The 23,288-nt window shown below is 72.0% G+C and carries 17 protein-coding genes; 11 read left to right on the top strand and 6 right to left on the bottom strand.

Annotated elements, in window-relative coordinates; translation table 11 throughout:
- Positions 1 to 20 precede the first annotated feature (20 nt).
- A complete protein-coding gene (locus NAG42_RS18385) occupies positions 21 to 962 on the top strand; it encodes a serine/threonine-protein kinase (protein WP_250031551.1) in 942 nt (313 codons plus the stop codon).
- On the opposite strand, the gene NAG42_RS18380 is transcribed toward NAG42_RS18385, so the two are convergent.
- The 3 genes from NAG42_RS18380 to NAG42_RS18370 form a co-directional block, all read right to left on the bottom strand.
- A complete protein-coding gene (locus NAG42_RS18380; RefSeq protein ID WP_250031546.1) occupies positions 939 to 2,945 on the bottom strand; it encodes an ATP-binding protein in 2,007 nt (668 codons plus the stop codon). The genes NAG42_RS18385 and NAG42_RS18380 overlap by 24 nt on opposite strands.
- Positions 2,942 to 4,273, bottom strand: a complete 1,332-nt coding sequence (locus tag NAG42_RS18375) for a carboxyl transferase domain-containing protein (RefSeq protein WP_250031544.1) — start codon at positions 4,271 to 4,273, stop codon at positions 2,942 to 2,944. The genes NAG42_RS18380 and NAG42_RS18375 overlap by 4 nt, the downstream gene beginning before the upstream one ends.
- Positions 4,274 to 4,569: 296 nt before the next feature.
- Positions 4,570 to 5,247 (bottom strand): Crp/Fnr family transcriptional regulator, encoded by a 678-nt coding sequence (locus tag NAG42_RS18370; protein WP_020515203.1) that lies wholly within the window; start codon positions 5,245 to 5,247, stop codon positions 4,570 to 4,572.
- Positions 5,248 to 5,452: 205 nt separating this feature from the next.
- On the opposite strand from NAG42_RS18370, the gene NAG42_RS18365 reads away from it, so the two are divergent.
- The 5 genes from NAG42_RS18365 (at position 5,453) to NAG42_RS18345 (ending at position 10,223) form a co-directional block, all read left to right on the top strand.
- Positions 5,453 to 6,658: a CapA family protein gene (locus tag NAG42_RS18365; RefSeq protein ID WP_308201159.1), complete on the top strand. Its 1,206-nt coding sequence runs from the start codon at positions 5,453 to 5,455 to the stop codon at positions 6,656 to 6,658.
- Positions 6,659 to 6,712: 54 nt separating this feature from the next.
- Positions 6,713 to 7,510, top strand: a complete 798-nt coding sequence (nth, locus tag NAG42_RS18360; protein ID WP_284045572.1) for an endonuclease III — start codon at positions 6,713 to 6,715, stop codon at positions 7,508 to 7,510.
- Between the two features lie 176 nt (positions 7,511 to 7,686).
- Positions 7,687 to 8,232, top strand: coding sequence for a TlpA family protein disulfide reductase (locus tag NAG42_RS18355; protein WP_250032117.1), 546 nt, complete (start codon positions 7,687 to 7,689; stop codon positions 8,230 to 8,232).
- A 52-nt stretch (positions 8,233 to 8,284) separates the two neighbouring features.
- Positions 8,285 to 9,010: an NUDIX hydrolase gene (locus NAG42_RS18350; protein WP_438872413.1), complete on the top strand. Its 726-nt coding sequence runs from the start codon at positions 8,285 to 8,287 to the stop codon at positions 9,008 to 9,010.
- A 34-nt stretch (positions 9,011 to 9,044) separates the two neighbouring features.
- Positions 9,045 to 10,223 carry a MarP family serine protease gene (locus NAG42_RS18345; RefSeq protein WP_250031540.1) on the top strand — a complete coding sequence of 393 codons (1,179 nt, stop codon included), beginning with the start codon at positions 9,045 to 9,047 and terminating at the stop codon, positions 10,221 to 10,223.
- Positions 10,224 to 10,377: 154 nt separating this feature from the next.
- Here the strand turns inward: NAG42_RS18345 and mycP are convergent, their stop codons facing one another.
- Positions 10,378 to 11,640 (bottom strand): type VII secretion-associated serine protease mycosin, encoded by a 1,263-nt coding sequence (mycP, locus tag NAG42_RS18340; RefSeq protein WP_250031538.1) that lies wholly within the window; start codon positions 11,638 to 11,640, stop codon positions 10,378 to 10,380.
- A 174-nt stretch (positions 11,641 to 11,814) separates the two neighbouring features.
- Positions 11,815 to 15,762 (bottom strand): type VII secretion protein EccCa, encoded by a 3,948-nt coding sequence (gene eccCa, locus NAG42_RS18335; protein ID WP_250031537.1) that lies wholly within the window; start codon positions 15,760 to 15,762, stop codon positions 11,815 to 11,817.
- Between the two features lie 163 nt (positions 15,763 to 15,925).
- Between eccCa and eccD the strand changes: the two genes are divergently transcribed.
- The gene (eccD, locus tag NAG42_RS18330; RefSeq protein ID WP_250031536.1) at positions 15,926 to 17,362 is read left to right on the top strand and encodes a type VII secretion integral membrane protein EccD; all 1,437 of its coding nucleotides are present in this window, start codon (positions 15,926 to 15,928) and stop codon (positions 17,360 to 17,362) included.
- A 106-nt stretch (positions 17,363 to 17,468) separates the two neighbouring features.
- On the opposite strand, the gene NAG42_RS18325 is transcribed toward eccD, so the two are convergent.
- Positions 17,469 to 17,972: an inorganic diphosphatase gene (locus tag NAG42_RS18325; RefSeq protein WP_250031530.1), complete on the bottom strand. Its 504-nt coding sequence runs from the start codon at positions 17,970 to 17,972 to the stop codon at positions 17,469 to 17,471.
- Between the two features lie 1,253 nt (positions 17,973 to 19,225).
- On the opposite strand from NAG42_RS18325, the gene dacB reads away from it, so the two are divergent.
- The 4 genes from dacB to hpt all read left to right on the top strand — a co-directional run bounded on the left by dacB (position 19,226) and on the right by hpt (position 23,202).
- Positions 19,226 to 20,431 (top strand): D-alanyl-D-alanine carboxypeptidase/D-alanyl-D-alanine endopeptidase, encoded by a 1,206-nt coding sequence (gene dacB / locus NAG42_RS18320; protein WP_250031529.1) that lies wholly within the window; start codon positions 19,226 to 19,228, stop codon positions 20,429 to 20,431.
- Between the two features lie 53 nt (positions 20,432 to 20,484).
- Positions 20,485 to 21,546 carry a zinc-dependent metalloprotease gene (locus tag NAG42_RS18315; protein WP_250031527.1) on the top strand — a complete coding sequence of 354 codons (1,062 nt, stop codon included), beginning with the start codon at positions 20,485 to 20,487 and terminating at the stop codon, positions 21,544 to 21,546.
- The gene (gene tilS / locus NAG42_RS18310) at positions 21,547 to 22,488 is read left to right on the top strand and encodes a tRNA lysidine(34) synthetase TilS (protein WP_250031525.1); all 942 of its coding nucleotides are present in this window, start codon (positions 21,547 to 21,549) and stop codon (positions 22,486 to 22,488) included.
- Between the two features lie 138 nt (positions 22,489 to 22,626).
- A complete protein-coding gene (hpt, locus tag NAG42_RS18305) occupies positions 22,627 to 23,202 on the top strand; it encodes a hypoxanthine phosphoribosyltransferase (RefSeq protein ID WP_250031524.1) in 576 nt (191 codons plus the stop codon).
- Positions 23,203 to 23,288 lie beyond the last annotated feature (86 nt).

Genomic DNA, 23,288 nt, shown 5'->3' with positions numbered 1-23,288 from the left:
GCTGGCGTATTTTCATCTTCATGACCGAGACACCGCGCGGAGCACTGCCCGCTCCGTACGTGCCTGGCATGTCCGGTTTATCCATCATGGCGCGGGGCGGGTACGCCACCGTCTATCGCGCGATGCAGGACTCGGTGGGCCGCGAGGTCGCCATCAAGGTGGAGAACCGTCGCCTGGAGAGTGACCGTGACCAGGCCCGCTTCCTGCGGGAGGCGCGGGCCGCGGGGCGCATGTCGTCGCACCCGCACGTGGTCGACCTCTTCGACGTGGGCGTGACAGTCGACCAGCACCCCTACCTGATCATGGAGCTCTGCGACGGGTCGTATCTCGACCGCATGCGGCGCTCACCGCTCGGCGCGGCCGAGACCCGCGACCTCGGGGTCAAGATCGCCGACGCGCTGGTGCACTCGCACGCCAACGGGGTGCTGCACCGCGACGTGAAGCCCGCCAACATCCTGTATTCGCAGTTCAACACGGCCGTGCTGGCCGATTTCGGACTGGCCGTGCTGGGCGAGATGCGCGACTCCTCGGTGACCTTCGAGGTGTTGACCCCGGCCTACGCCCCGCCCGAGATGTTCCGGCACGACGAGCCGAGCGGGGCGGTCGACGTCTACGCGCTCTGCGCCACGCTCTACGCGGTCATGCGGGGCCGCCCGCCGCGCTGGGACGGCGACCGCAGCCCCAGCCTGCTGACCCTGATGGACCTGTTCCACCAGCCGATCCCCGACCTGCCGGGGGTGCCGGCCGGGCTGACCCAGGTGCTGCGGTACGGCATGGCCAACGACCCGGCGGACCGGCCGACCGCCCAGCAGCTGCGCGAGATGCTCACCGCGGTCCAGCTCAACCCGCCGCACTACGTGCCGCCGCCGCGCCTCGGCCCGAGCGACGACACCCCGACCGTGCGCAACCCGCGCCCGCCGAAAAAGAAGTGGTTCGGCCTACTCGGGAGCGAGAACCGCTAACAGCTCGCCGGTGTCCACCTCGGCTCCCGGCTGCACCGGCAGCGAGGCGACCACGCCGGCACTGGGCGCGTGCACCGGGTGCTCCAGCTTCATCGCCTCCAGGGTCAGCAGCAGCTCGCCCGCGCGGACCCGCTGACCGGGCACGACGAGCACCCGCCGGACCGCCCCGGGCAGCGGCGCCATCAGCGAGCCCTCGACCGCGTCGGGGGCGGGCAGCGGGAACCGGGACAGCGCGCGCAGTGCCACCGACCCCTCGGGACTGTCCACATACGAGACCTCGCCGACCCGGTGCACGTTGAAGGTCAGCCGGATCCCGTTCACGTCGAGCACCACCCGCTCGTCACCGGCGTGCACGACCACCGTCTCGGGGTAGTCGGCCGACACCGGCGCCTGGCCCAGCCCGGCCAGGTCGAGCTCCTCGGGGTCGACCGTGCGCACCCACCAGCCGGCCAGCTCGCCGTGCCGGTTCATCCGATAGCCGACCTCGACCGGGCCGGCCGGCCCGTCGTAGACCGCCGTCTGCGAGCCCGACGGCACGTTGCGCCAGCCGGACGGCAGCGACCCGAGGACAGCCGCGGCGGCCCGCCGGGCGGCCGCTCCGGCCAGGGCGGCGGCCAGGCACGAGAGGCGGACGGCGTCGACCGCCGACAGCAGCGGGGCGAACACCTCGGGCCGCCGGTCGAGGAAACCGGTGTCCACATCGCCGGTGCGGAAGGCGTGGTGCCGCAGCGCCCGCACGAGCAGGTCCCGGTTGGTGGCGACGCCGTGCAGCTGGGTGCGGGTCAGCGCGGAGGCGAGCATGCGGGCCGCCTCCTGCCGGGTGGGCGCCCAGGCGACCAGCTTGGCCAGGGTGGAGTCCTGGTGCACGCCGATCACCGAGCCGTTCTCGACCCCGGAGTCGAGCCGCAGGCCGGGGGCGGGCAGCGGGCGGAAACGGCCGGCCACGTCGGGCACGGCGAAACGGTGCACGGTGCCGGTGGCGGGCAGCCAGGCGTACGCGGGATCCTCGGCGCACAGGCGCACCTCGATCGCGTGGCCGCGGATCGGCGGCGGGCCCGGCATGGGCAGGCTGCCGCCCTCGGCGACGAGCAACTGCAGGCGTACGAGGTCGTAGCCCGACACGCACTCGGTGACCGCGTGCTCGGCCTGCAGCGTCGGGGTGAGCTCGAGGAACCAGAAGTCGCCGCTCGGGTCGAGCAGGAACTCGACCGCCCCCGCGCCCACGTAGCCCAGCGCCCGGACCGTGACGATGGCCGCCCGGCAGAGCTCCTCGCGCAGCCCCGGGTCGACGGCCGGCGACGGGGTCTCCTCGACGATCTTCTGGTAGCGCCGCTGGATCGAGCACTCGCGCTCGCCGAACGGGATCACGGCGCCGTGCTCGTCGGCCAGGATCGGGATCTCGATGTGCCGTACGTCCTCGACGTAGGGCTCGCAGTAGACCTCGCCGCCGACCTCGCGCCGGGTCGAGGCGAGCGCCTCGGACAGCGTCCCGGCGTCGCGCACGACCCGCAGACCGACGCCGCCGAGCCCGGTGTCCGGCTTGATCAGCACGGGGAAACCGGTCACCTCGGACGGGTCACCGAAGCTGGGCAGCACCGGCACCCGGGCCTCGGCCACCAGCACCTTGGTCTCCCGCTTGCTACGCAGCACGCCGAGCGTCTTGGCCGGGGCGCCGACCCAGATCATCCCGGCGTCGGCCACCGCCGCGGCGAAGTCGGCGTCCTCGGCCAGCTCGCCGATGCCGGGGTGGATCGCATTGGCCCCGGTGCGCTGGGCGGCCGTGATGATCAGGTCGCCGCGCAGGTAGGACGAGCGGGGTGTGCCGCCGTCCAGGCGTACGGCGTAGTCCGCCTCGCCGACGTGGGGAGCGTCGGAATCCGCGTCGGCATAGACGGCGACCGTCTCGATGCCGATCAGCCGGCAGGTGGCGAACACCCGGCGGGCGGTCTCGCCGCGGTCGGCCACCAGAAGCCGTCGGATCACTGGTCCACCTTTCCGGAACGGAACACGCCGACGTGCCCGGCGCCTTCGACAGCCGCGCTGTGCACGGCCGAGAGGCACAGGCCGAGCACAGTGCGCGTGTCCCGGGGGTCGATGACGCCGTCGTCGTCGCCGTTGGCCAGGGGGCCGTCGGCCGGCCAGCGGAAGGCGAAGCGGGGGTCGCCGGTGCGCCCGGTGTTGAGGGCGAGCAGCGGCACGGTGGAGTGGGCCAGGGCGTCGATCGCGCCCGAGCCCAGGGTGCCGGACTCGCCGGGCTGGATCAGCAGCAGCGAGGTGTCGGTGGCGTTGGCGAGTTGGATGAAGTGCACCGCCTTCTGAGTGTCGGCCGTGGTCGGCGGACCGCCCGACGCGGCCAGGACCCCGACCGGATATCCGTGCAGTTCTCCCCAGCCGGCCAGCACGGAGGCGCCGACGGCCGGTTTGAACTCGTCGAAATCGCTGCCGTCGAGGATGCGGGCCAGCAGCTCCCGCGGGTCGACCAGGGTGGGCCGGCCGCTGCCGGCCAGGGCGAGCAGGTCCTCAGGGTCGTATTTGGGTGGGGACGGCGGAAAACAGCGGGGCGGCGGGCCGCACTTGCGCCAGTTCAACCGCCGTACGGATTGGCGGGCCAGCCGCAGGGCGTCGCGCTCGTCCTCGGCCAGCTGGTCGGCCGGCGCCGCCGCGGCCCGGACCTCGGCGCCGGTGGAGCCGCCGCGGGGCAGCACCTTCGCGTGTCCGCGCACCATGATCGTGTAGTCCGACAGCGCGGGCAGATAGGCGGCGTCGCCGTTGGTGGGTCCGAAGACCACGCCGACCGCGGGCACCCGGGCGGCGGGCAGGCGGCTGAGGTCGCGGGCGATGCCCCCGCCCGGCGGTGAGCCCGCGCCGGCCACCTCGGTCGACGACTCGACCAGGTTGACCAGCGGCAGGCGGTTGGCCACGGCGATCCGGACGGCCCGGCGGATCTTCTCCACCGCGTACGGGTTGACCGCGGTGCCCTCGACGGTCGGGTCGGTCGCGATGATCATGCACTCGGCCGCCTCGACCACGCCGATGCCGGTGACCACGCCCGCGCCGACCGCGAACTCGGTGCCCCAGCCGCAGACCGCGGACAGCTCCAGGAACGGGGCGTCCTGGTCGAGCAGCATCTCGATGCGCTCCCGGGGCAGCAGCTTGCCGCGGGCGTGGTGGCGGGTGACCGCCCGCTCGCCGCCACCGGCGCGAGCCTCCTCGATCGCCGCCTCGAGCCGTTCCAGCCGGTCGAGGGAGGTGTTGCGGCCCTCGTGGTAACCCGGGGTACGCGAGTCGATGGTGGTGTCGAGCACGGTCACGACTGTGCTCCGTGGGCCGTGCCCTCCCGGCCCGTGCGGGCGACGCCATGGTTCGCCGCGGGTGAGTGCCGCTCGGTGCCGTCGGTCACGACGAAACCCCGATGCGCTGTACGACCCCCACCATGTTCAAAGCCGCGCCCTCTCGTATCCGCCGGTGCCTCTCGACCACCTCCGTAACGAGTGGTCGAGCGGGTGCGACACGGATGCGAATGCGGCTGGTTTGTCGCCTATGGAGGGGATAAGTACGCCTTTAAGGGGCCGCCCCGACGGGACGGCCCCTCAAAGATCAGCTCAGGTCAGACGCGGGCGCGCCGGGCGAGACGCTCAGGGTCGAGGATGATCACGCTCTTGCCGTCGAGGCGCAGCCACGCGCGGGAGGCGAAGTCGGCCAGCGCCTTGTTCACCGTCTCGCGGGACGCCCCGACGAGCTGAGCCAGCTCCTCCTGGGTGAGATCGTGGGTGACCCGCAGCACGCCGCCGTCGCGGGTGCCGAACCGGCCGGCCATCTGCAGGAGGTTTTTCGCCACCCGGCCGGGCACGTCCGTGAAGATCAGGTCGGCCAGCGCGTCGTTGGTGCGCCGCAGCCGGCGGGCGAGCACCCGCAGGAGCTGCTCGGCGATCTCGGGGCGGTTGTTGAGCCACGGACGCAGCGACGTCTTCTTGAGCCGGGCCAGCCGGGCGTCGGTCACCGCGGTCGCGGTGGCCGTGCGCGGACCGGGGTCGAAGAGCGAGAGCTCGCCGACCATGTCGGACGGGCCCATGATCGAGACGAGATTCTGCCGGCCGTCGGCAGCGCGCCGGCCCAGCTTGATCTTGCCGGACAGCACGATGTACAGGCTGTCACCGGCCTCGCCCTCGTTGAACAGGACGTCGCCCTTACGGACCTCGACCGTGTCCATCTCCTTGGCGAGCGCCTCGGCGGCCTCCGGGTCCACGCCCTGGAAGATCCCGCTGCGCGCCAGTACCTCATCCATCGCCGCACCTCCGAACACGCGCAACGCCTGCGCTCGATCAGTCTAGGCGCACGCGGGCAAGAATCGGGCGGGCACCCCTTGATCCAGATACCGCAGGGTAACCGGCCCGACCGTGACGGGCAGTATTTTTCGTCGCCCGGTGTGAGCGACGACCAGCCTTTCGACGGTTCTTCCGCGTAGCCACCTGAAGGTATCGTCGCCGTCGATGAATTCCCACCCCTCGCACAAGCGGCCGGGCCTTTTCGGGCGCCCTGTCCTTACTGTCGCTATTGTCCTTGCGGTATTGGCGGCGGTCGGTGTCGGAAGTGTCGCTTTCGCGAACCGCGACTCCGGTAACTCGGCGGCCACCTGGGCCGAGCCGGCCACCTCGTCGCCGGGCTCGCGCCCGTCCAGATCGGCGGCGGCCCCGGTCGAGGAGTCGGCGACCACCGAGGCGGCCACTGAGGGGACCATCACACTCTCGGCAACCGGCGACATCATGATGAGCAACGCACCGAGCCGGATGCCGCCGGCCGACGGCGAGGGATTCTTCGACTCGGTCAAGGCGGGGCTGGCCTCCGACCTCGTGATGGGCAACCTGGAGCAACCGCTCACGGCCGACACCGGCACCTCCAAGTGCGGGGCGGCCGCGACCAACTGCTTCGCGTTCCGGTCCCCGCCGTCCTACGCCCAGCACCTCAAGGCCGGCGGCTTCGACCTGGTCAACACGGCCAACAACCACTCGAAGGACTTCGGTCCGCAGGGCGCGCGCAACACCCGTGCGGCGCTCGACAAGGTCGGCGTCAAGGCCACCGGTAACACCGACGAGATCACCGTCGTCGAGGTCAAGGGGGTCAAGGTCGCGGTGGTCGGGTTCTCCTCGTACGCGGGGGCCAACAGCCTGATCGACCTCGACCAGGCCCGGTCGGTGATCGAGACCGCCCAAGGGCAGGCCGACCTGGTCGTGGTGCAGGTGCACATGGGGGCCGAGGGCGCCGACGAGCAACACGTCAAGCCGGGCACCGAGACGTTCTTCGGCGAGAACCGGGGCGACCCGATCAAGTTCAGCCACGCCGTGATCGACGCGGGTGCCGACCTGGTGATCGGGCACGGGCCGCACGTGCTGCGGGGCATGGAGTTCTACAAAGGCAAGCTGATCGCGTACAGCCTGGGAAACTTCGCCGGGGGCGGGCGCACGCTGTCGCGGACCGGCGTGCTCAAGTACGGCGGGATCCTGCACGTCACGCTGGGCAAGGACGGGTCGTACGCGGGTGGGAAGTTGCTCTCGACCTATCTGGGCTCCACCGGACTGCCGACCCGCGACTCGTCGGCCGAGCGGGGGCGCAAGCTGGTCGCTCAGCTGAGCGAGGCCGACTTCCCCGGCACGGGTCCCTCGTTCGGCGCCGACGGCTCGATCAAACCGTCCGCCTGACGAGTTCCTGCCGGTCTTCTTGTCGCCGGGGCGACGTACTCTTTAGCGGTGACTCTGGTGGTGCGGTCGGCGAAGCGGTTCGCGGCGGAGACGCCCATCGGGCGCAAGCGACGAGCTCGTAAGATGGCCCGGCTCCTGGCCGACACACATCCCGACGCGCACGCCGAGCTCGACTTCACCACCCCGCTCGAGCTCGCCGTCGCCACCATCCTGTCGGCCCAGACCACCGATGTCCGGGTCAACACGGTCACGCCCGAGCTGTTCAAGCGCTATCAGTCGGCGGCTGACTACGCCGCCGCCGACCGGGCCTCGCTCGAGACCCTGCTCAAGCCGACCGGCTTCTTCCGGGCCAAGACCGACTCCCTGATCAAGCTCGGTCAGGCGCTGCTCGAGCGGCACGACGGCGTCCTGCCGGCCACACTCGACGAGCTGGTCGCGCTGCCCGGCATCGGCCGCAAGACGGCCAACGTCATTCTCGGCAACGCCTTCGGCGTCCCCGGCATCACCGTCGACACCCACTTCCGACGGCTGACCAACCGCTTCGGCTGGGTGGCCGAGGACGACCCGGTCAAAATCGAGTTTCTGGTCGCCGATCTGATCGAGAAACGCGACTGGACGATGCTGTCGCACCGGGTGATCTTCCACGGCCGGCGGGTGTGCCACGCGCGCAAGCCGGCCTGCGGAGCTTGCACGCTGGCCCCGATGTGCCCGTCCTACGGCACCGGCCCGACCGAGGCGGCGGCCGCGGCCAAGCTGCTGAAGGGTCCGCGCGCCCGCGAGCTGGCGGTCGCCGCCGGGGTCGACCCGGCGCTGGTGCCGGCGGCCGCCGTGGCCGCGCCGGAGGCTCCGTGAGGCTCCCGCAGTTCCCGGCCGTCCCACTGCCGCGGCGACTCACCATGCTTCCGATGTCCCCGGTCGGTCCTCGCTGGGTCCGCTCAGTGCTGCGGCGCTTGACCGCTAGCCCGGCGTCTTCGTTTCAAGCCCGCTCGGGTCCATCGCCGGCGCGGTTGTTCATCGGGCCGTTGGTAGTGCTGCTCGCGGTGACGACCGCCGCCTGCGGTGACGACGAGCCGGCGGTCGCGTCGCCCTTCGGGGAGTGTTCGGCGGTGACCGCGCCGCCGCCGTCGGCCGCGCCAGTCTCGGCGACGGCGGGCGCCACTGATCTGCCCGACGTCGAGCTGCCCTGCTTCACCGGCGACGACAAGGTCGCCCTGCGCGAGCTCCGCGGGCCCGCGGTGATCAACATCTGGGCCTCGTGGTGCGGGCCGTGTCGCACCGAGCTGCCGGTCATGCAGAGCCTGGCCACCAAGGCCGAGGGGCGCCTGACCGTGCTCGGCGTCGACTCGGGCGACAAACGGGAAATGGGCGCCGAGTTCGCCGCTGACAAGGGCGTGCGCATGCCGACATTGTTCGACGAGAAGGGCGCGCTGCTGAACGGGCTGGGTCGCGTCAACCTGCCGGTCACCGTCTTCCTCGACTCCGCCGGACGCTCGTACGTGCATCCCCTGCCGCTCGACGCCCGCGGGTTGTCCGAGCAGGTCCGCAAACACACCGGTGTGACGGTGACTCCGTGATCGGCCTCGGTCGTCCCCGGGCGTTCCCGGCTTCGGCGGCGGGGGTGGCCCGGTGAACGAGGCCAAGGTGCTGAAGCGGCCCGACGATCTGCCGTCCTGGTTCGAGCCGTTGCTGACCCGGGTGGGCGACAGCCGCACCGAGGACTTCACGCCGCTGCGACCCCCGGCCCGCGGTGGCCGCCCCAGCGCCGTCCTGGTGTTGTTCGGCGAGAGCCCGCCCTCGGCTGACAGCCCGGGCGGCCCCGACCTGCTGGTGCTGCAGCGGGCCGCGACCATGCGCAACCACGCGGGCCAGCCGGCCTTCCCCGGCGGCGGCACCGACCCGGAGGACGCGGACGCCGTGGCCACGGCGCTGCGCGAGGCCAACGAAGAGGTCGGGCTCGACCCGTCCAGTGCCGAGGCGCTGGCGCTGCTGCCGGACCTCTACATCCCGGTCAGCTCGTTCGTCGTCACGCCGGTGCTGGCCTGGTGGCGGCGGCCCCACCCGGTGAGCCCTCTGCAGGCGGCCGAGGTCGCCCACGTGGCCCGGCTGCCGATCAGTGAACTCGTCGACCCCGGAAACCGTATCCGGGTGCGGCACCCCAGCGGTTGGGTCAGCCCCGCCTTCCAGGTGCGGGGCATGCTGGTCTGGGGCTTCACGGCGGGGGTGATCTCGGCAGTGCTCGACATGGGTGGCTGGACCAGGCCGTGGGAGCCGGGCCCCCTCGTCGAGCTGCCCGAGGCCAGCGCCCCGGTGCCCGCCGGCCGCGGCGGGGCGCCGGACGAGGTTCTGCCATGACCAGGTGCTGGCCCGCGACTTCTACATTGGGTGAGTGTTCGTGGTCGATGGCATCCTGATCCTGCTCATGCTGGTCTTCGCGATCAGCGGCTACCGCCAGGGCTTCGTCATCGGCGCGCTCTCGTTCGGCGGCTTCTTCAGCGGTGTGCTGATCGGCCTGCAGGTCGGCCCGCTGATCGCCGACCGCTTCACCGACCCGACCGCGCGGCTGGTCGTCTCGTTGGTCACGATCTTCGCGGTCGCCGTGCTCGGGCAGACCCTGGCCGGCTGGCTGGGCACCCATCTGCGGCGGGCCATCCAGAGCCGGCCGCTGCAGCGTCTGGACGACGCCGGCGGTGCCGCCGTCTCGCTGGTCGCGGTGCTGCTGGTCGCCTGGCTGATCGCCGTTCCGCTGGGCTCGACACCGTTCCCCGGCCTCAACTCGGCCGTACGCAACAGCGCCATCCTCGGCGGCATCAACAGCCTGATGCCCGAGCGGGCGCAGGCGCTGTCATCGGCGCTGAGCGACACCCTGGACACCAGTGGGTTCCCCGACGTCTTCGGCGGCCTGACGCCGACCAAGGCCAAGGACGTGGCGGCGCCCGACCCCAAGCTCAAGGGCTCCCAGATCGTCGCGCGGTCGAAACGCTCGGTGCTCAAGGTGCTGGGCACCGCGCCGAGCTGCTCCCGGCGCATCGAGGGCTCCGGCTTCGTCTACGCCGACGAGCGGGTGATGACCAACGCGCACGTCGTGGCGGGCACCAAAGAGACCGAGGTCGAGGTGGCCGGCGGTCGTAAGCGGGCCACCGTGGTCGTCTACGACCCCGATCGCGACCTGGCGGTGCTCTATGTGCCCGGCCTGACCGCGCCGGTCATGCCGTTCGTCGGCAAGCAGGCCAACACCGGCTCGAGCGCGATCGTGCTGGGCTATCCGCAGGACGGGCCGTACGACGCGCAGTCGGCGCGGGTCCGCGACGTCGGCCGCATCACCGGGCCCGACATCTACGACTCGGGCGACGTGACCCGCGAGATCTACACGATCCGGTCCCTGGTCCGCAGCGGCAACTCCGGCGGCCCGCTGATCACCACCGGCGGCCAGGTGCTGGGCGTCATCTTCGCCGCGGCGGCCGACGACAAGAACACGGGTTTCGCCCTCACCGCGGACGAGGCCGCCCCGGTCGCCCGGGCCGGCCAGGCCCGCACCCGCGGAGTCCGCACCGGCGACTGCGCCTGACCGTCCGCGCACGCACGCGCCCCTCAGCCAGGCGGAACGCGGTGCGGCCGTCGGGGCCATGGCGCGCTTGGAAGGCCCTGGCTTGCGGACCGGTGACGCCGCCGGGTCAGGACGCCGCCGGGTCAGGACGCCGCCGGGTCAGGACGCCGCCGGGTCAGGTGGTGCCGGCGAAGCGGCGGATCGTGAGGACCGCGGCCAGGGCCGAAAGCAGGAACAGCGCCGCGGCGGCCCACCACGCCTGGTGGAACGGGGCGGCCGCGGCGGCGATCGGGGCCGCGCCCGTGCCCGGGTTGGAGCGGGGTGACATCGGGACCAGGTTCTGCGTGGTGCCGTCGGGTGCCGACTGGGCCTGGCCGGGGACCGGGGCGCTGCCGAAGCGGGCGATGCCCGGCGACGGTGACGTGTCGAGCGGATTCTCGAAGACGGGCGGGATCGGGGCGGTCAGCGCACCGACCGGGTCGACCAGGCCGAAGCCGAAGAGTGCGTCGCGGCCGGCGGCGCCCTTGTCCTTCGCGGTGCGGATGATCCGGTTGATGACCTCACCGGCCGGCATGTCGGGCCAGCGGGAGCGGATCAGCGCGGCGGTGGCCGAGACCATCGGGGCCGCGAAGCTGGTGCCCTGGACCTTCCAGTAGTCGCCGCCGGTGTTGGCGCCGACCAGCTGGGTGGCGGGCGCGGTGACGACCGTTTCCTTGCCGGTGATCGAGCCGGACCACAGGGTGGTGCCGTCGCGTTCCATCCCGGCCACCGCGAGCACGCCGGGCTCACGAGCCGGATACCACACCCCGCCGGACGACGAGGCGCTCGTGTTGCCGGTGCAGGCGACGACGACCACGTCCTTGGCGAACGCGTAGTCGAGCGCGGCGGCCAGGGCGGCGCTGCTGCCGTTGCCGCCCAGCGAGAGGTTGATGACCCGGGCGCCGTGGTCGACGGCCCAGCGCACGCCCTGGGCGACGATCAGGGCGTCGCCGTAGCGGTTGTCCTCGTCCAGGACGCGTACCGGAAGGATCTTGGCTTTGGGGGCGATGCCGACCACGCCGGCGGTGTCGTCGTTGCGGCCGGCGATGATGCCGGAGACCGTGGTGCCGTGGCCGACCAGGTCGGTGTCGCCGTCACCCTTGCTGTTGACCAGGTCGAGGCCGGGCAGCACCTGGCCCTCCAGGTCGGGGTGGTCGGAGTCGACCCCGGAGTCGATGACGGCGACCGTGACGCCCGCGCCCTGGGCATAGGTCCAGGCCTCGGAGACATCCAGCGTGCCCAGATGCCACTCGTCGGCGCGGACCGAATCACCCTGCAGCGGGCTCGGCTCGGCGAGGAAGCCGGCCGGGGGCGTGGCGTGCGCGGCCGGGGCGACCGGCAGGCCGAGCGCGAAGAACCCGGCTGTCGCGGCCGCGGCAAGACGGCGTGCGCTCACCAACGAGCACCACGCCGTCGTGGCCTGGCCGGCCGGTCACTCACCCATTCAGCGCTCACGGTTCGCATCGCCATTCTGGATCCTGGATGGTCGATGCAGATTACTCCGAAACAGGGCCGTGCGGCTGCTGTCTGTCTATGCCTATCGCACCGTCTGTCTGTTAATTCCTCGCGCAGGTCAGTACGGCGGCAGGTGGGCCAACTGAATCAGCCGTATGCCCTCACGGCGAGTGAGCAGACGCCCACGGCCGGGCGGCAGCAGGGCCGGCCGCACAGCACCGATCAACGGCCCCTCGTCGGACGGTCCGGACATCACCAGACCGGGTGCCGACAGCTCGCGCAACCGCTGGATGATCGGCTCGTAGAGCGACCGGCCGGCGCCACCGGCCCGGCGCGTGACGATCAGGTGCAGGCCGACGTCACGGGCCTGCGGCAGGTATTCCAGCAGCGGGGTGAGTGGGTTGGTCGGACCGGCCATGACCAGGTCGTAGTCGTCGACCAGCACGAACAGCTCGGGCCCGGTCCACCAGGATCGCTCGCGCAACTGCTGGGCCGTCACGTCGGGGCCGGGCAGGCGGCGTTCCATGTAACCGGCGACCGACTGCATCAGCTCCAGGGTCTTCTGGGCCTGGATCCCGTAGCCGATGCGGTGGTCGGTCTCCGGCAGGTCCATCAGGGACCGCCGGTAGTCGACGAGGATCAGCCGGGCCTGTTCGGGTGCGAAGCGCTGCGTGATCGTGGTGGCCAGCGCCCGCAGGAACGTCGACTTGCCGCACTCGGCGTCGCCGAAGAGCAGGAAGTGCGGATCCGAGGCGAAGTCGATCTCGACGGGCTGGAGGTCGGCCTCGCTGATGCCGATCGGCAGGCGCAGGCCGGTGGTGCGGGACAGGTCCAGGTCTTCGTACGGCACCAGGGCCGGCAGCAGGCGCACCCGCGGCGCCGGTGCCCCGTGCCAGTTGGCCGCGATCTCCTTGACCAGGTCGGTCGTGTCGGCCAGCGTACTCAGCTCGGGCCGGACGGTCAGCAGGTGCAGGAATTTGTTCTTGTCGGTGGGGTGCTCGACGATGCCGCGGCCGGGTTTCTCGGGCACGGTCATCGCGGCCCGGCGGTTGACCGTCGAGTCGCTGGGGTCGCCGAGCCGCAGTTCGAGCCGGGAGCCGAACATGTCGCGGATGGCCGGGCGGAAGTCCATCCACCGCGAGGTCGCGGCGACGACGTGGATCCCGTACGACAGACCGCGGGTAGCGATGTCGGTGATGACCGGTTCGAGTTCTTCGTACTCTTTGCGCAGTGTGGCCCAGCCGTCGATCACCAGGAACACGTCGCCGAAGGGATCGGTGTCGGTGCCCGGGTTGGCCGGATTGGCGCGGCGCCGGCGGTAGGACGCCATCGAGTCGATGCCCATCGCGGCGAAGCGGGCCTCCCGCTCGGCCAGCAGGGTGGAGATCTCGCCGATGGTGCGGCGGACACCGACCGTGTCGAGCCGGCTCGACACCCCGCCGACGTGCGGCAGATCGCGCAGCGTGCCGAGCGCGCCGCCACCGAAGTCGAGGCAGTAGACCTGCACCTCGGCCGGGGTGTGGGTGAGCGCGAGCCCGCAGATCATCGCGCGCAGGGCGGTCGACTTGCCGCTCAGCGTCGAGCCGACCACCGCGACGTGCCCGGCCGCGCCCGACAGCTGCAGCCACATCACGTCGCGTACCTGCTCGCGTGGCTTGTCGACCAGCGCGATCGGCACCTGCAGGGCGCCGTGCAGCTCGGGGTTGGCGAACGCCAGCCCGCGGGCCGGGTCGGCGACCACCGGGCCGAGCAACTCGTCGAGCGCCGCCGAGACGGTCAGCGGCGGCAGCCAGACCTGATGGGCCGGCGGTCCCTGCCCGCCCAGGCGGTCGACCATCACGTCGAGCACGATCTCGCCGGACACCGTCTCCACCGGCGCCTCGACCGGCTTGGCCGGCTTGGGCGCCGGGACGTACCGCGTCGAATAGGGCAGGACCTGCGGGTCAGCCCCGGCGCCACCGGCGGCGGCGCGGGCGCCCGTTTTAGCCACCGGTCCGGAGACGTACGCCGCCTTGAAGCGCAGCAGAGGCTCGGTGCCGAACTTGAGGTAGCCGTGGCCGGGTGATCGCGGCAGCTCGTAGGCGTCCGGGACGCCCAGCACGGCCCGCGACTCGAGCGCCGAGAAGGTCCGCAGACCCACGCGGTAGGACAGGTGGGTGTCGAGGCCGCGCAGCCGGCCCTCCTCGAGGCGCTGGCTGGCCAGCAGCAGGTGCACGCCGAGCGACCGGCCCAGCCGTCCGATCTGGACGAACAGGTCGATGAAATCGGGCTTGGCCGAGAGCAGCTCGGAGAACTCGTCACAGATCACCAGCAGCGACGGCAGCGGTGGCAGGGCGGCGCCACCGGCCCGGGCCTTCTCGTAATCGCGCAGGCTCGCGTAGTTGCCGGCCTTGCGCAGCACCTCCTGCCGCCGGATCAACTCGCCGTCGATCGCGTCGACCATGCGGTCCACCAGCGGCAACTCGTCGGCCAGGTTGGTGATCACGGCGGCCGTGTGCGGCAGCCGGTCGAGCGAGGCGAAGGTCGCGCCGCCCTTGAAGTCGATGAGGACGAAGTTGAGCGTCTCGGACGAGTGCGTCGTGGCCAGGGCCAGCACCAGCGTGCGCAGCAGCTCCGACTTGCCGGAGCCGGTGGCCCCGATGAGCAGGCCGTGCGGGCCCATGCCGTCCTGTGCCGACTCCTTGAGGTCGAGCTCGACCGGCGCGCCGTCGGCCCCGACGCCGATCGGCACCCGCAGCTTGTCGCGGTTGGGCCGGGGCATCCAGGCCTGGGCCACGCTGAACGTGTCGGGCTCACCGATGCCCAGCAGGTCGGACAGGCCCATCTCGGTGGCCAGCGGGGTGTCCGACGACTTGGACATCGCGGCCAGCCGCAGCGGGGACAGCCGGCGCGCGACCGCCTCGGCCTGCTCGACGCCGAGCCGGTCGGGCGAGCCCACCTCGGCCTCGTGCTCCATGGAATAGGTGTTGAGCACCCGGCGTCCACTGTGCTGGGCCACCTCGAGCACGAGCAGCGACCGGTCGAGCAGGCGTGGCGGCTGCTCGTCGAGATCGAGCACGGTGACGCCGTCGATGCCGTCGTCGAGCTGGGTGGCGCCCCGCAGGTCGGCGCCGTCGAGCACGATCACGACGTGCGGGCTGCTGTGCCCGCCCGACCCGAAGCGTGGCCGGTTGCCGATCACGTCCTCGAGCAGTTGCTCGAGCTCCGGGCCGGTGCTCGCGACCAGCCGCACGTGGCCCAGGGCGTCGGTGCGGGCCGGGTGATGGTTGTGCGGCAACCACTTGACCCACTCCCAATCGGCCCGGCGCTCGGGCCCGGCGCAGACCGCGACGATCAGGTCGTCCGGCGCGTGGAAGGTGGCCAGCTGGGCGACGACGGCACGGGTGAGGCCCTGCACCTCGGCGCCCGGGCCGCGCAGGAAGACCCGCGCGAACCCGCGCAGCGAGGCGGCCACCGGCAGATCGGGCACCACGGAGTACGCGTCGAGGAAGCGCCGCAGGGCGCCCGCGGTCATCGGCTCGAGTTCGTCGAGCGGCCGGGTCACCGGCGGCAGCAGCGGGGTGGCCAGCGTCTGTGGTCCGACGGCGAGCCGGACGACACCGAAGTCGGGATCGCTGGTCCGCCGCTCCCACACCCGGTGGCTTCCGGCCGTCGACCAGAGCTTCGTCGGATCGGGATGGCGATAGAGCAGGCCGACGCGTTGCTTGCGGGCCGTTTCCCGTACGCGTTTGCGCAGCCCCGAGAGATGCCGGAGATACTCCCGGCGGGCCGCCATCATCTCGGCCTTCTTCGGTGAGCCGTTGGAGCCGAGGCTGGTCGCCAGCATGGCGATCGAGGAGATGCCGAAGAGGCCACCGATCACATAGGAGAAGGCGCCACCGGTGCCCCGGCCCATCATCATGGCCATCGCGGCCGAACCACCCAGCATGGGCAGCGCCATCATCGCCTGCTGCCAGCGGCCGCCCGTGGCCTGCGGGATCTCGGGCGGCGGCTCGACAGCGATCTCCCCGGTCGGAATCTCCGGCGCGGGCCGCCGAGCCGACCGTTTGATCACCACCGTGCTCATGCCGCGTTTCATCCCTTTCGTCGACAAGGGAGCGATGGTCACTCCCTGTACGTGACGCCGTTGCCGGACGTCGCGTCGGCCTCATGGTAGGTAAAGTCTGCTCGCGTCCGCAGCCTCGTCATCTTCGATCTTCTGTGCGGCACGCGACGGGGAGGGCGGATCCATGAGCATCGGTCTGGCGCGGGTGACCATCAGCGCGCCGCAGCGCCGCATCGACGTGGCGTTGCCCGAGCACGTGCCGCTGGCCGAGTTGCTGCCCGAGGTGTTGCGGCACGCCGGCGAGGGGCTGGCCGACGACGGCGAGAAACACGGCGGCTGGGTGCTGCGCCGCACCGACGGTGTCGCGCTGGCCACCGGTCAGGGTCTTTTTCCGCAGGGGGTGCGCGACGGCGAGATCCTGCATCTCGTGCCGGCCCACGACGAGTGGCCCGAGCTCGAGTACGACGACGTGGTCGAGGCCATCGCCGAGGGGGCCCGTCGTCGTGGCAGCGCCTGGACGCCCGCCTCCACCCGCACGGCGACGCTGGTCGGCGCCGGTGTCCTGCTCGCCCTCGGGCTGCTCGCGGTGCTCGCCGCCGGTCCGGCCTGGTCCGGCGCGGCCTTCGCCGGCCTCGGTCTCGCGGTGCTGCTCGCCCTGGCCGGGGTGACAGCTTCCCGGGCGTACGGCGATGCCCGCGCGGGCGCGGCCCTCGGTGCTTACGCGATGCCGTTCGGCTTCGCCGGCGGCGCGGTCCTGGTCGCCACCGACGACCGGGTCGGCGTCCTCGGGCTGCTGCCCTGGCTGGGCGGCTCGGAGTTGCTGGCCGGGTCGGTCGCGCTGCTGCTGACCGCGGCGCTGGGCGCGGTCGGGGTGGCGGCGCAGCTGCGGCTGTTCACGGCCGGTGCCGTGGCCGGTCTGTTCGGAGCGATCACGGCCCTGGTCAGCATGGTCACCACCGCCGCCGGCTCGGCCGCGGTCCTGATCTCGGTGCTGGTCTGCGGCATCGGCGCCCTGCCGCTGCTGGCCATCCGGTTCGGCAAGATGCCCACACCGCCGGTCACCCTGCCCACCGGGGCCGAGGCGTCCGAGGGCTTCACCACCGCCAGCACGTCGAGCGCGCTGGACGCCGCTCGCGAGCGCCCGGACCGGGCCACCGTCTTCGCGGCCGTGACCCGCACCGAGGAGCTGCTGGCCGGCATGCTGCTCGGGCACGCCGTGCTGGCCGTGGGCGCCTTCAGCGTTCTGGCCGTCACCGGGACGCTGTCGGCGCGCATCCTGATCGCTGTCTCGGCGACCGCGCTGCTGCTGCGCTCGCGGCTCTTCGTCACGCTGCGCCAGCGGGTGCCGCTGGTCGTGGGCGGTCTGGCCGGGGTCGCCGCGCTCGGGGCCGACCTGTTGCGCGGGGCCGACGCCACGGTGCTGCTCGGGGTGAGTGGGGCGGCGCTCGTGCTGGCGCTGATCACGGTGGTGGCCGGCGCGACGTATTCGCGCAAGCCGCCCTCGCCCTATCTGGGCCGGGCCGCCGACCTGTTCGACACGCTCGTGGTCGTGGCGGTGATCCCGGTGGCCTGCGCGGTGGTCGGACTCTACGACGCGGTGGGCGACATCAGCCTGGCCTGACGGCCGGGGAAAAGCAGCGCGCGGGCGGCGTGGAGCCGCCCGCGCGGCGGGACGTGCTGGGCCGCGCGACGTCGGCGGGCGACGGCGGGGCGCGGCGGGGGTTACGTCAGTGGTCGGTGCCCTCGGCCTCGGCGGCCTCCTGGCGCTTGAACGACGCCCGGATCTCCTCCTCGGCCTCGACCCGGCCGGTCCAGGTCGCGCCCTCGACCGACTTGCCCGGCTCGAGGTCCTTGTAGACCGTGAAGAAGTGCTGGATCTCCATCCGGTCGAACTCGCCCAGGTGGTGGATGTCGCGCAGGTGCTCCTGACGCGGGTCCTCGAACGGGACGCAGAGGACCTTGTCGTCGCGGCCCTTCTCGTCGGTCATCCGGTACATGCCGATCGCCCGGGCCCGGACCAGGCAGCCGGGGAAGGTCGGCTCCTGGATCAGCACGAGCGCGTCGAGCGGGTCGCCGTCCTGGCCCAGGGTGCCCTCGATGAAGCCGTAGTCGGCCGGATACTGCGTCGAGGTGAACAGCGTCCGGTCGAGGCGGATGCGACCCGTCTTGTGGTCGACCTCGTACTTGTTGCGGTGGCCCTTGGGGATCTCAACCACTACGTCGAAATCCATCATGTGCTCCCTTGTTCGCCCGCTTGAGAGATGCCGGTCCGGGCGGGGAAGAACCGCGGCCGGGATGCGGCCGACAGGATCCGCGCGCGACGGTGTGCCGGATGTCGCTAGTCTCCCCTAAGTCTTACGCCGTGCTCTAGGAGGGGCTCGTGAGGAGGGAAGATTCACACGACGCTCCCCGGTATGACGGCGTGTCCGAGTCGCATCGTGGCTCCGGAAACGGTAACCCGGGTGACGGCCCGGAGGGTGGCGCTTCCCGCCAAGCGGGGCTGACCATGGATCTCGATGGTCACCTGGCGCCCCAGGGGCCTCAGCAATCAGCCGAACAGGCCGGCGAGGGCGGTCGGGCGACCGTGGGACAGCCACCCGTTCGGCCGGAAGCACCACCTGGACGGGTACAGATCTCGGGGGAGTCCGGCCCTCAATCGGGGCAATCGATGCCCGGCGGTGCGAATGGGTCGGAAGATCGAGGGATGCAGCCGCCGACGCCCAGCCCGGATTCCGACAAATCCGGCGGCGAGAGGACGCGCGACCTGTCCGCGCCGTCCCGGGCCGGTGGAGGACCGATGGAGGTGGCCGGGGAGGCGCTGCGCGCGGCCGGGGCCGGACAGCCGGAGGCGTCGGAGCGGGGGCAGGGCGCCTGGGCCACGCCGCCCGAGGCAACCGAGCCGGGTGGCGGCACGTACGGACGGGCGTCGGTCCCGCTGAACACCGTGCGACCCACGTCACCGGCCGCTGCGAGCGGTCCGCCGGCGAGCGTGGTTTCCGGACAGCCATCGTTGGGATCGCCATCGGCCGGCCCGCCACCGGTCGGATTCTCATCGGCCGGGCCGCCACCGGTCGGATCGCCATCGGCCGGCCCGCCACCGGTTGGACCACCACCGGTCGGGCCGACCGGGAACGGGCCGGCTTCGCCGGGTACGGGGTCGGGCCGGGCTGCCGTTCAGGTGGGGGGCACGCCCGGTACTTCGCAAGGGGCGGCACGGGCTGCGCTCGGCGGTACGCCCGACGGTGGTTCACCGAGCGGGGCGGGCGGACGAAAATCCCGTACGAAATGGATCTTCGCCTTTCTCGCAGTCGTACTCCTGGCGGCGGGGACAATCGGGCTCCTGCGGCCCGGACCGGTCGACCGATGGCTGAGCTCGGCCGAACCGAGCAGCACGCCGACGCCCGCTCCGGCGACGCCCGACCCGTCACCGACCCCGGTGCTCGCGGCGGCCGACGGCGGAGGGCAGGCGCCGAGCGCATCCGGCGTGACCAAGGCGATCGACCCCCTGGTGAAATCGGCTGCCCTCGGCACCAAGGTGCACGTCGCGGTGCTCGACGTGGCCTCCGGGGACGTGCTCTACGCCCGCAACGCGGACACGATGACCACGCCCGCGTCGACGACGAAGCTGCTGACCGCGGCGGCGGTGCTCGACGCGCGCGGACCGTCCTACCGGCTGAGCACGCGCGCCGTGGCCGGCAACGCTCCCGGCGAGGTCGTGCTGGTCGGCGGCGGGGACCCGACGCTGGCCACGACGAAGAACAAGCTGTTCCCCGGCGCGGCCCGGCTCGACCTGCTCGCGGCCCAGGTCAAGAAGTCGCTGGGCGGCGTCGCGCCGACCCGCCTTCTCTACGACACGTCGCTGTTCAGCGGGCCCGAGACCGCCCGGGGCTGGGATCCGTCGGACATCTCCTACGGGCAGGTGTCGCGGATCCAGGCGCTGATGGTGAACGCGGGCCGGATCAAGCCGATCCATCACGAATTCGGTGGCGACCCGCGATCGTCGGATCCGGCCAATGCCGCGGCCAAGGCGTTCGCCCGGATGCTCGGCGTGCCCGGGTCGGCCGTCCGCAAGGGAAAGGCCCCGGCCGCGGCTTCGGCCGGCACGACCGGGGTCGCCCCCGGCCGGCCGCTCGGCGTGGTCCAGTCGCCGCCGATGGTGCAGCTCACCGACTGGATGCTCGAGCAGAGTGACAACACCGCGGCCGAGGCGCTGAGCCGGCAGGTGGCGATCGCCGACGGCCGGCCGGGCACCTTCGACGACGCGACCCAGGCGATCATCACCCGTCTGGGCAAACTCGGGCTGCCGGCGGACGAGGCCAACCTGTACGACGCGAGCGGGCTGTCCCGCAACAACGGGATCAGCCCGACGATGCTCACCCAGCTGCTGTCGCTGGCCGCGTCGGGGCAGCAGCCGGCGCTGTCGTCGCTCTTCGGCGGCCTGCCGGTGGCGGGGTGGTCGGGGACGATGGTCAAGCGGTTCGTCTCGCCCACGCCCCACCAGCGCGGCCAGGGCGTGGTGCGGGCCAAGACCGGCACGCTGAGCGGGGTCAACACGATGGCCGGGATGCTCACCACGGCGGATGATCGGTTGCTGGTTTTCGCGATCATGGCGAGCGGCTCGGGCAACGCCGTCACCGGGCGCGCGGCCCTCGACGCGGTGGCCGCCCGGCTGGTCGCCTGCGGTTGCTGATCTCAGGGTTGTACCTGAGGGTGGGGTCGATTTCCACGGGTACGGTGGTGGGCATGGCGCAGTTCGTTGACTGGGATCTGGCCGCCGCAACCGCCGGCGCGCTGTCGAAATCGGGCCCCGCGGTCTCTTATGAGGACGCGATGGCGGTGGTGTCCGAGCTGCGCGATCTCACCGACGAGGCGGCCGGCCACGTCGCGGCCTACACGGGCCTGACCTCGCAGGTCGAGGTGCCGCCGGTGCGGGTGGTCGACCGCAAGGACTGGGCCGCGGTCAACATCGAGGGCCTCAAACAGGTGATCATCCCGCTGGTCAGCCGGCTCTCCGGCGACAAGCAGCCGGGCGGGCTGGCCGACGCGATCGGCTCCCGGGTCACCGGTGTGCAGGCCGGCACGATCCTGGCCTATCTCTCCGGCCGCGTCCTCGGGCAGTATGAGGTCTTCTCCGGCAACCCCGGCCAGCTGCTGCTCAACGCTCCGAACATCGTGGAGGTCGAGCGCAAGCTGGGCGCCGACCCGCGTGACTTCCGGCTCTGGGTCTGCCTGCACGAGGTCACCCACCGCACCCAGTTCACCGCCGTCCCCTGGATGCGCGGCTATTTCCTGGGCGAGGTGCAGGCCTTCACCGACGCGTCGCAGAGCACCGAGCACATCCTCGAGCGCATGCGCCGCGGCGTGGCGACCCTGTCCGACGCGCTGCGTGACCCGGATTCGCGCTCGTCGGTGCTCGACATCGTGCAGACCCCGGCGCAGAAGGCGGTGCTCGACCGGCTGACCGCGCTGATGACCCTGCTCGAGGGGCACGCCGAGTTCGTGATGGACGGCGTCGGGCCCGACGTGATCCCGAGCGTCGAGTCGATCCGGTCCAAGTTCAACCGGCGCCGGGAGAGCGGCAACCCGCTGGAGAAGGCGGTGCGCCGGCTGCTCGGCATCGAGGTCAAGATGCGGCAGTACGCCGAGGGTCGCAAGTTTGTGCACGGCGTGGTCGAGCGGGTCGGCATGACCGGCTTCAACAAGATCTTCGACTCGCCGCTGACCCTCCCGCGGCTCGAGGAGCTCGGCGACCCGGACGCCTGGGTGGCCCGCGTGCACGGACCGCAGCCGGCGATCGGCGGGTAAGTGGCCCGCATCCCGCCCGCGGTCGCCGCCGTGCGGCTGGCCGTGCGGCGGGCGCTGCCGGCCGACGGCCTGGTTCTGGTGGCGTGCTCGGGCGGGGCGGATTCCCTGGCGCTGGCGGCGGCGGCCCGCTTTGTCGGCCCCTCGGTCGGGCTGGTCACGGTCGACCATGGGCTGCAGACGGGGTCGGCCGGCCGGGCCGCGGAGCTCGCCGCGTGGGCTTCGACGGCCGGTCTTGATCCGGTTCTCGTCGAGACCGTGTCGGTGGCGGGCCGGCCCGGTGGTCCGGAGGCGGCCGCGCGCGAGGCGCGCTACGCGGCCCTGAGCTCGGCGGCGTCCCGGGTGGGAGCCGCGGCTGTCCTGCTCGGGCACACGCGTGACGATCAGGCCGAGACGGTTCTGCTGGCTCTGGCCCGGGGAGCGGGGCCGCGCGGCCTGGCCGGGATGCCGTTCCGGCGCGGGCTTTTCCTCCGGCCGCTGCTCGACGTGGCCCGGGCCGACACGCGCAAGGCGTGTGCGGCGCTGGGGCTGGTCCCGTGGGAGGACCCGCACAACAGCGACCCGGCTTTCGCGCGGTCGCGGGTGCGGGCGTCGGCGCTGCCCGCGCTGGTGGAGACGCTGGGGCCGGCCGTGGTGGCCAACCTGGCGCGCTCGGCCGAGCTGATCGCGGCCGACAACGAGGAGCTGGACCGGCAGGCGGCGTCGGCGCTGGGTGAGGCCGCCGAACTTCTGGTGGCCGATTTGTTGGTCATGCCCCGGGCGATCCGCCGGCGGGTGCTGCACATGTGGGCCCGTCACCTGGGCGCGCCCGGCAGCGCTCTGTCGCATCGGCACGTCGCCGCCCTCGACGCGCTGGTCACCGAGTGGCACGGGCAGGGTCCGGTCCACCTGCCGGGCGGCATCCAGGTCACGCGCGAGAAGGACATCCTCCTTCGAGTGCCCTGATCCGCTGTGAGAGTTGTCACTCACTGTGTCCGATTTCCCGGGCACCGAGGGCGGAACCACCCGATTCCCTGCGGTTCCGGGCTTCTTGATCGGCGCCCCGTGCGACAGGCCGCAACCTTCATGCGGCAGTCTTGGGCCATGGCTGATGGCTCCTGGTACGACGCCGACATCGACCACGTGATCATCTCTGAGGAGCAGATCCGGGAAAAGATCGAGGAGCTGGCGAAGCAGGTCTCCGCCGACCACGCGAACGCCGAGGACGGCATCCTGCTGGTCTGCGTGCTCAAGGGCGCGGTCATGTTCATGGCCGACTTCGCTCGCGCGCTGGGCCATCACGGTCCGTCCACCGAGATGGAGTTCATGGCCGTCTCGTCCTACGGGCAGGGCACCACGTCGTCCGGCGTCGTGCGCATCCTCAAGGACCTCGACCGCGACATCACCGGCCGGCACGTGGTCGTCGTGGAGGACATCGTCGACTCCGGTCTGACGCTCTCCTGGCTGATGAAATATCTGCAGTCGCGCTCCGCGGCCAGCGTCGAGGTGGTGGCGCTGTTCCGTAAGCCCGACGCGGTGAAGGTGCAGGTGCCGGTGAAGTACGTGGGCTTCGAGATCCCGAACGAGTTCGTGGTCGGCTACGGTCTGGACTTCTCCGAGCGCTACCGTGAGCTGCCGTATGTCGGGGTGCTGAAGCCCGAGGTCTACGCCCGTAGCTGAACCTTTTCTCAGCCCCTTCTCAGAAATCAGTCCTTATGGGCGGATTTGCCAGCAAAGCTGGCTGAACGGGCGGCCGCCGGGAAGTG

The sequence above is a fragment of the Paractinoplanes maris genome, from assembly GCF_023544465.1.
Taxonomy (GTDB): Bacteria; Actinomycetota; Actinomycetes; order Mycobacteriales; family Micromonosporaceae; genus Actinoplanes; species Actinoplanes maris.
This window is presented reverse-complemented; position numbering and strand designations above follow the sequence as displayed.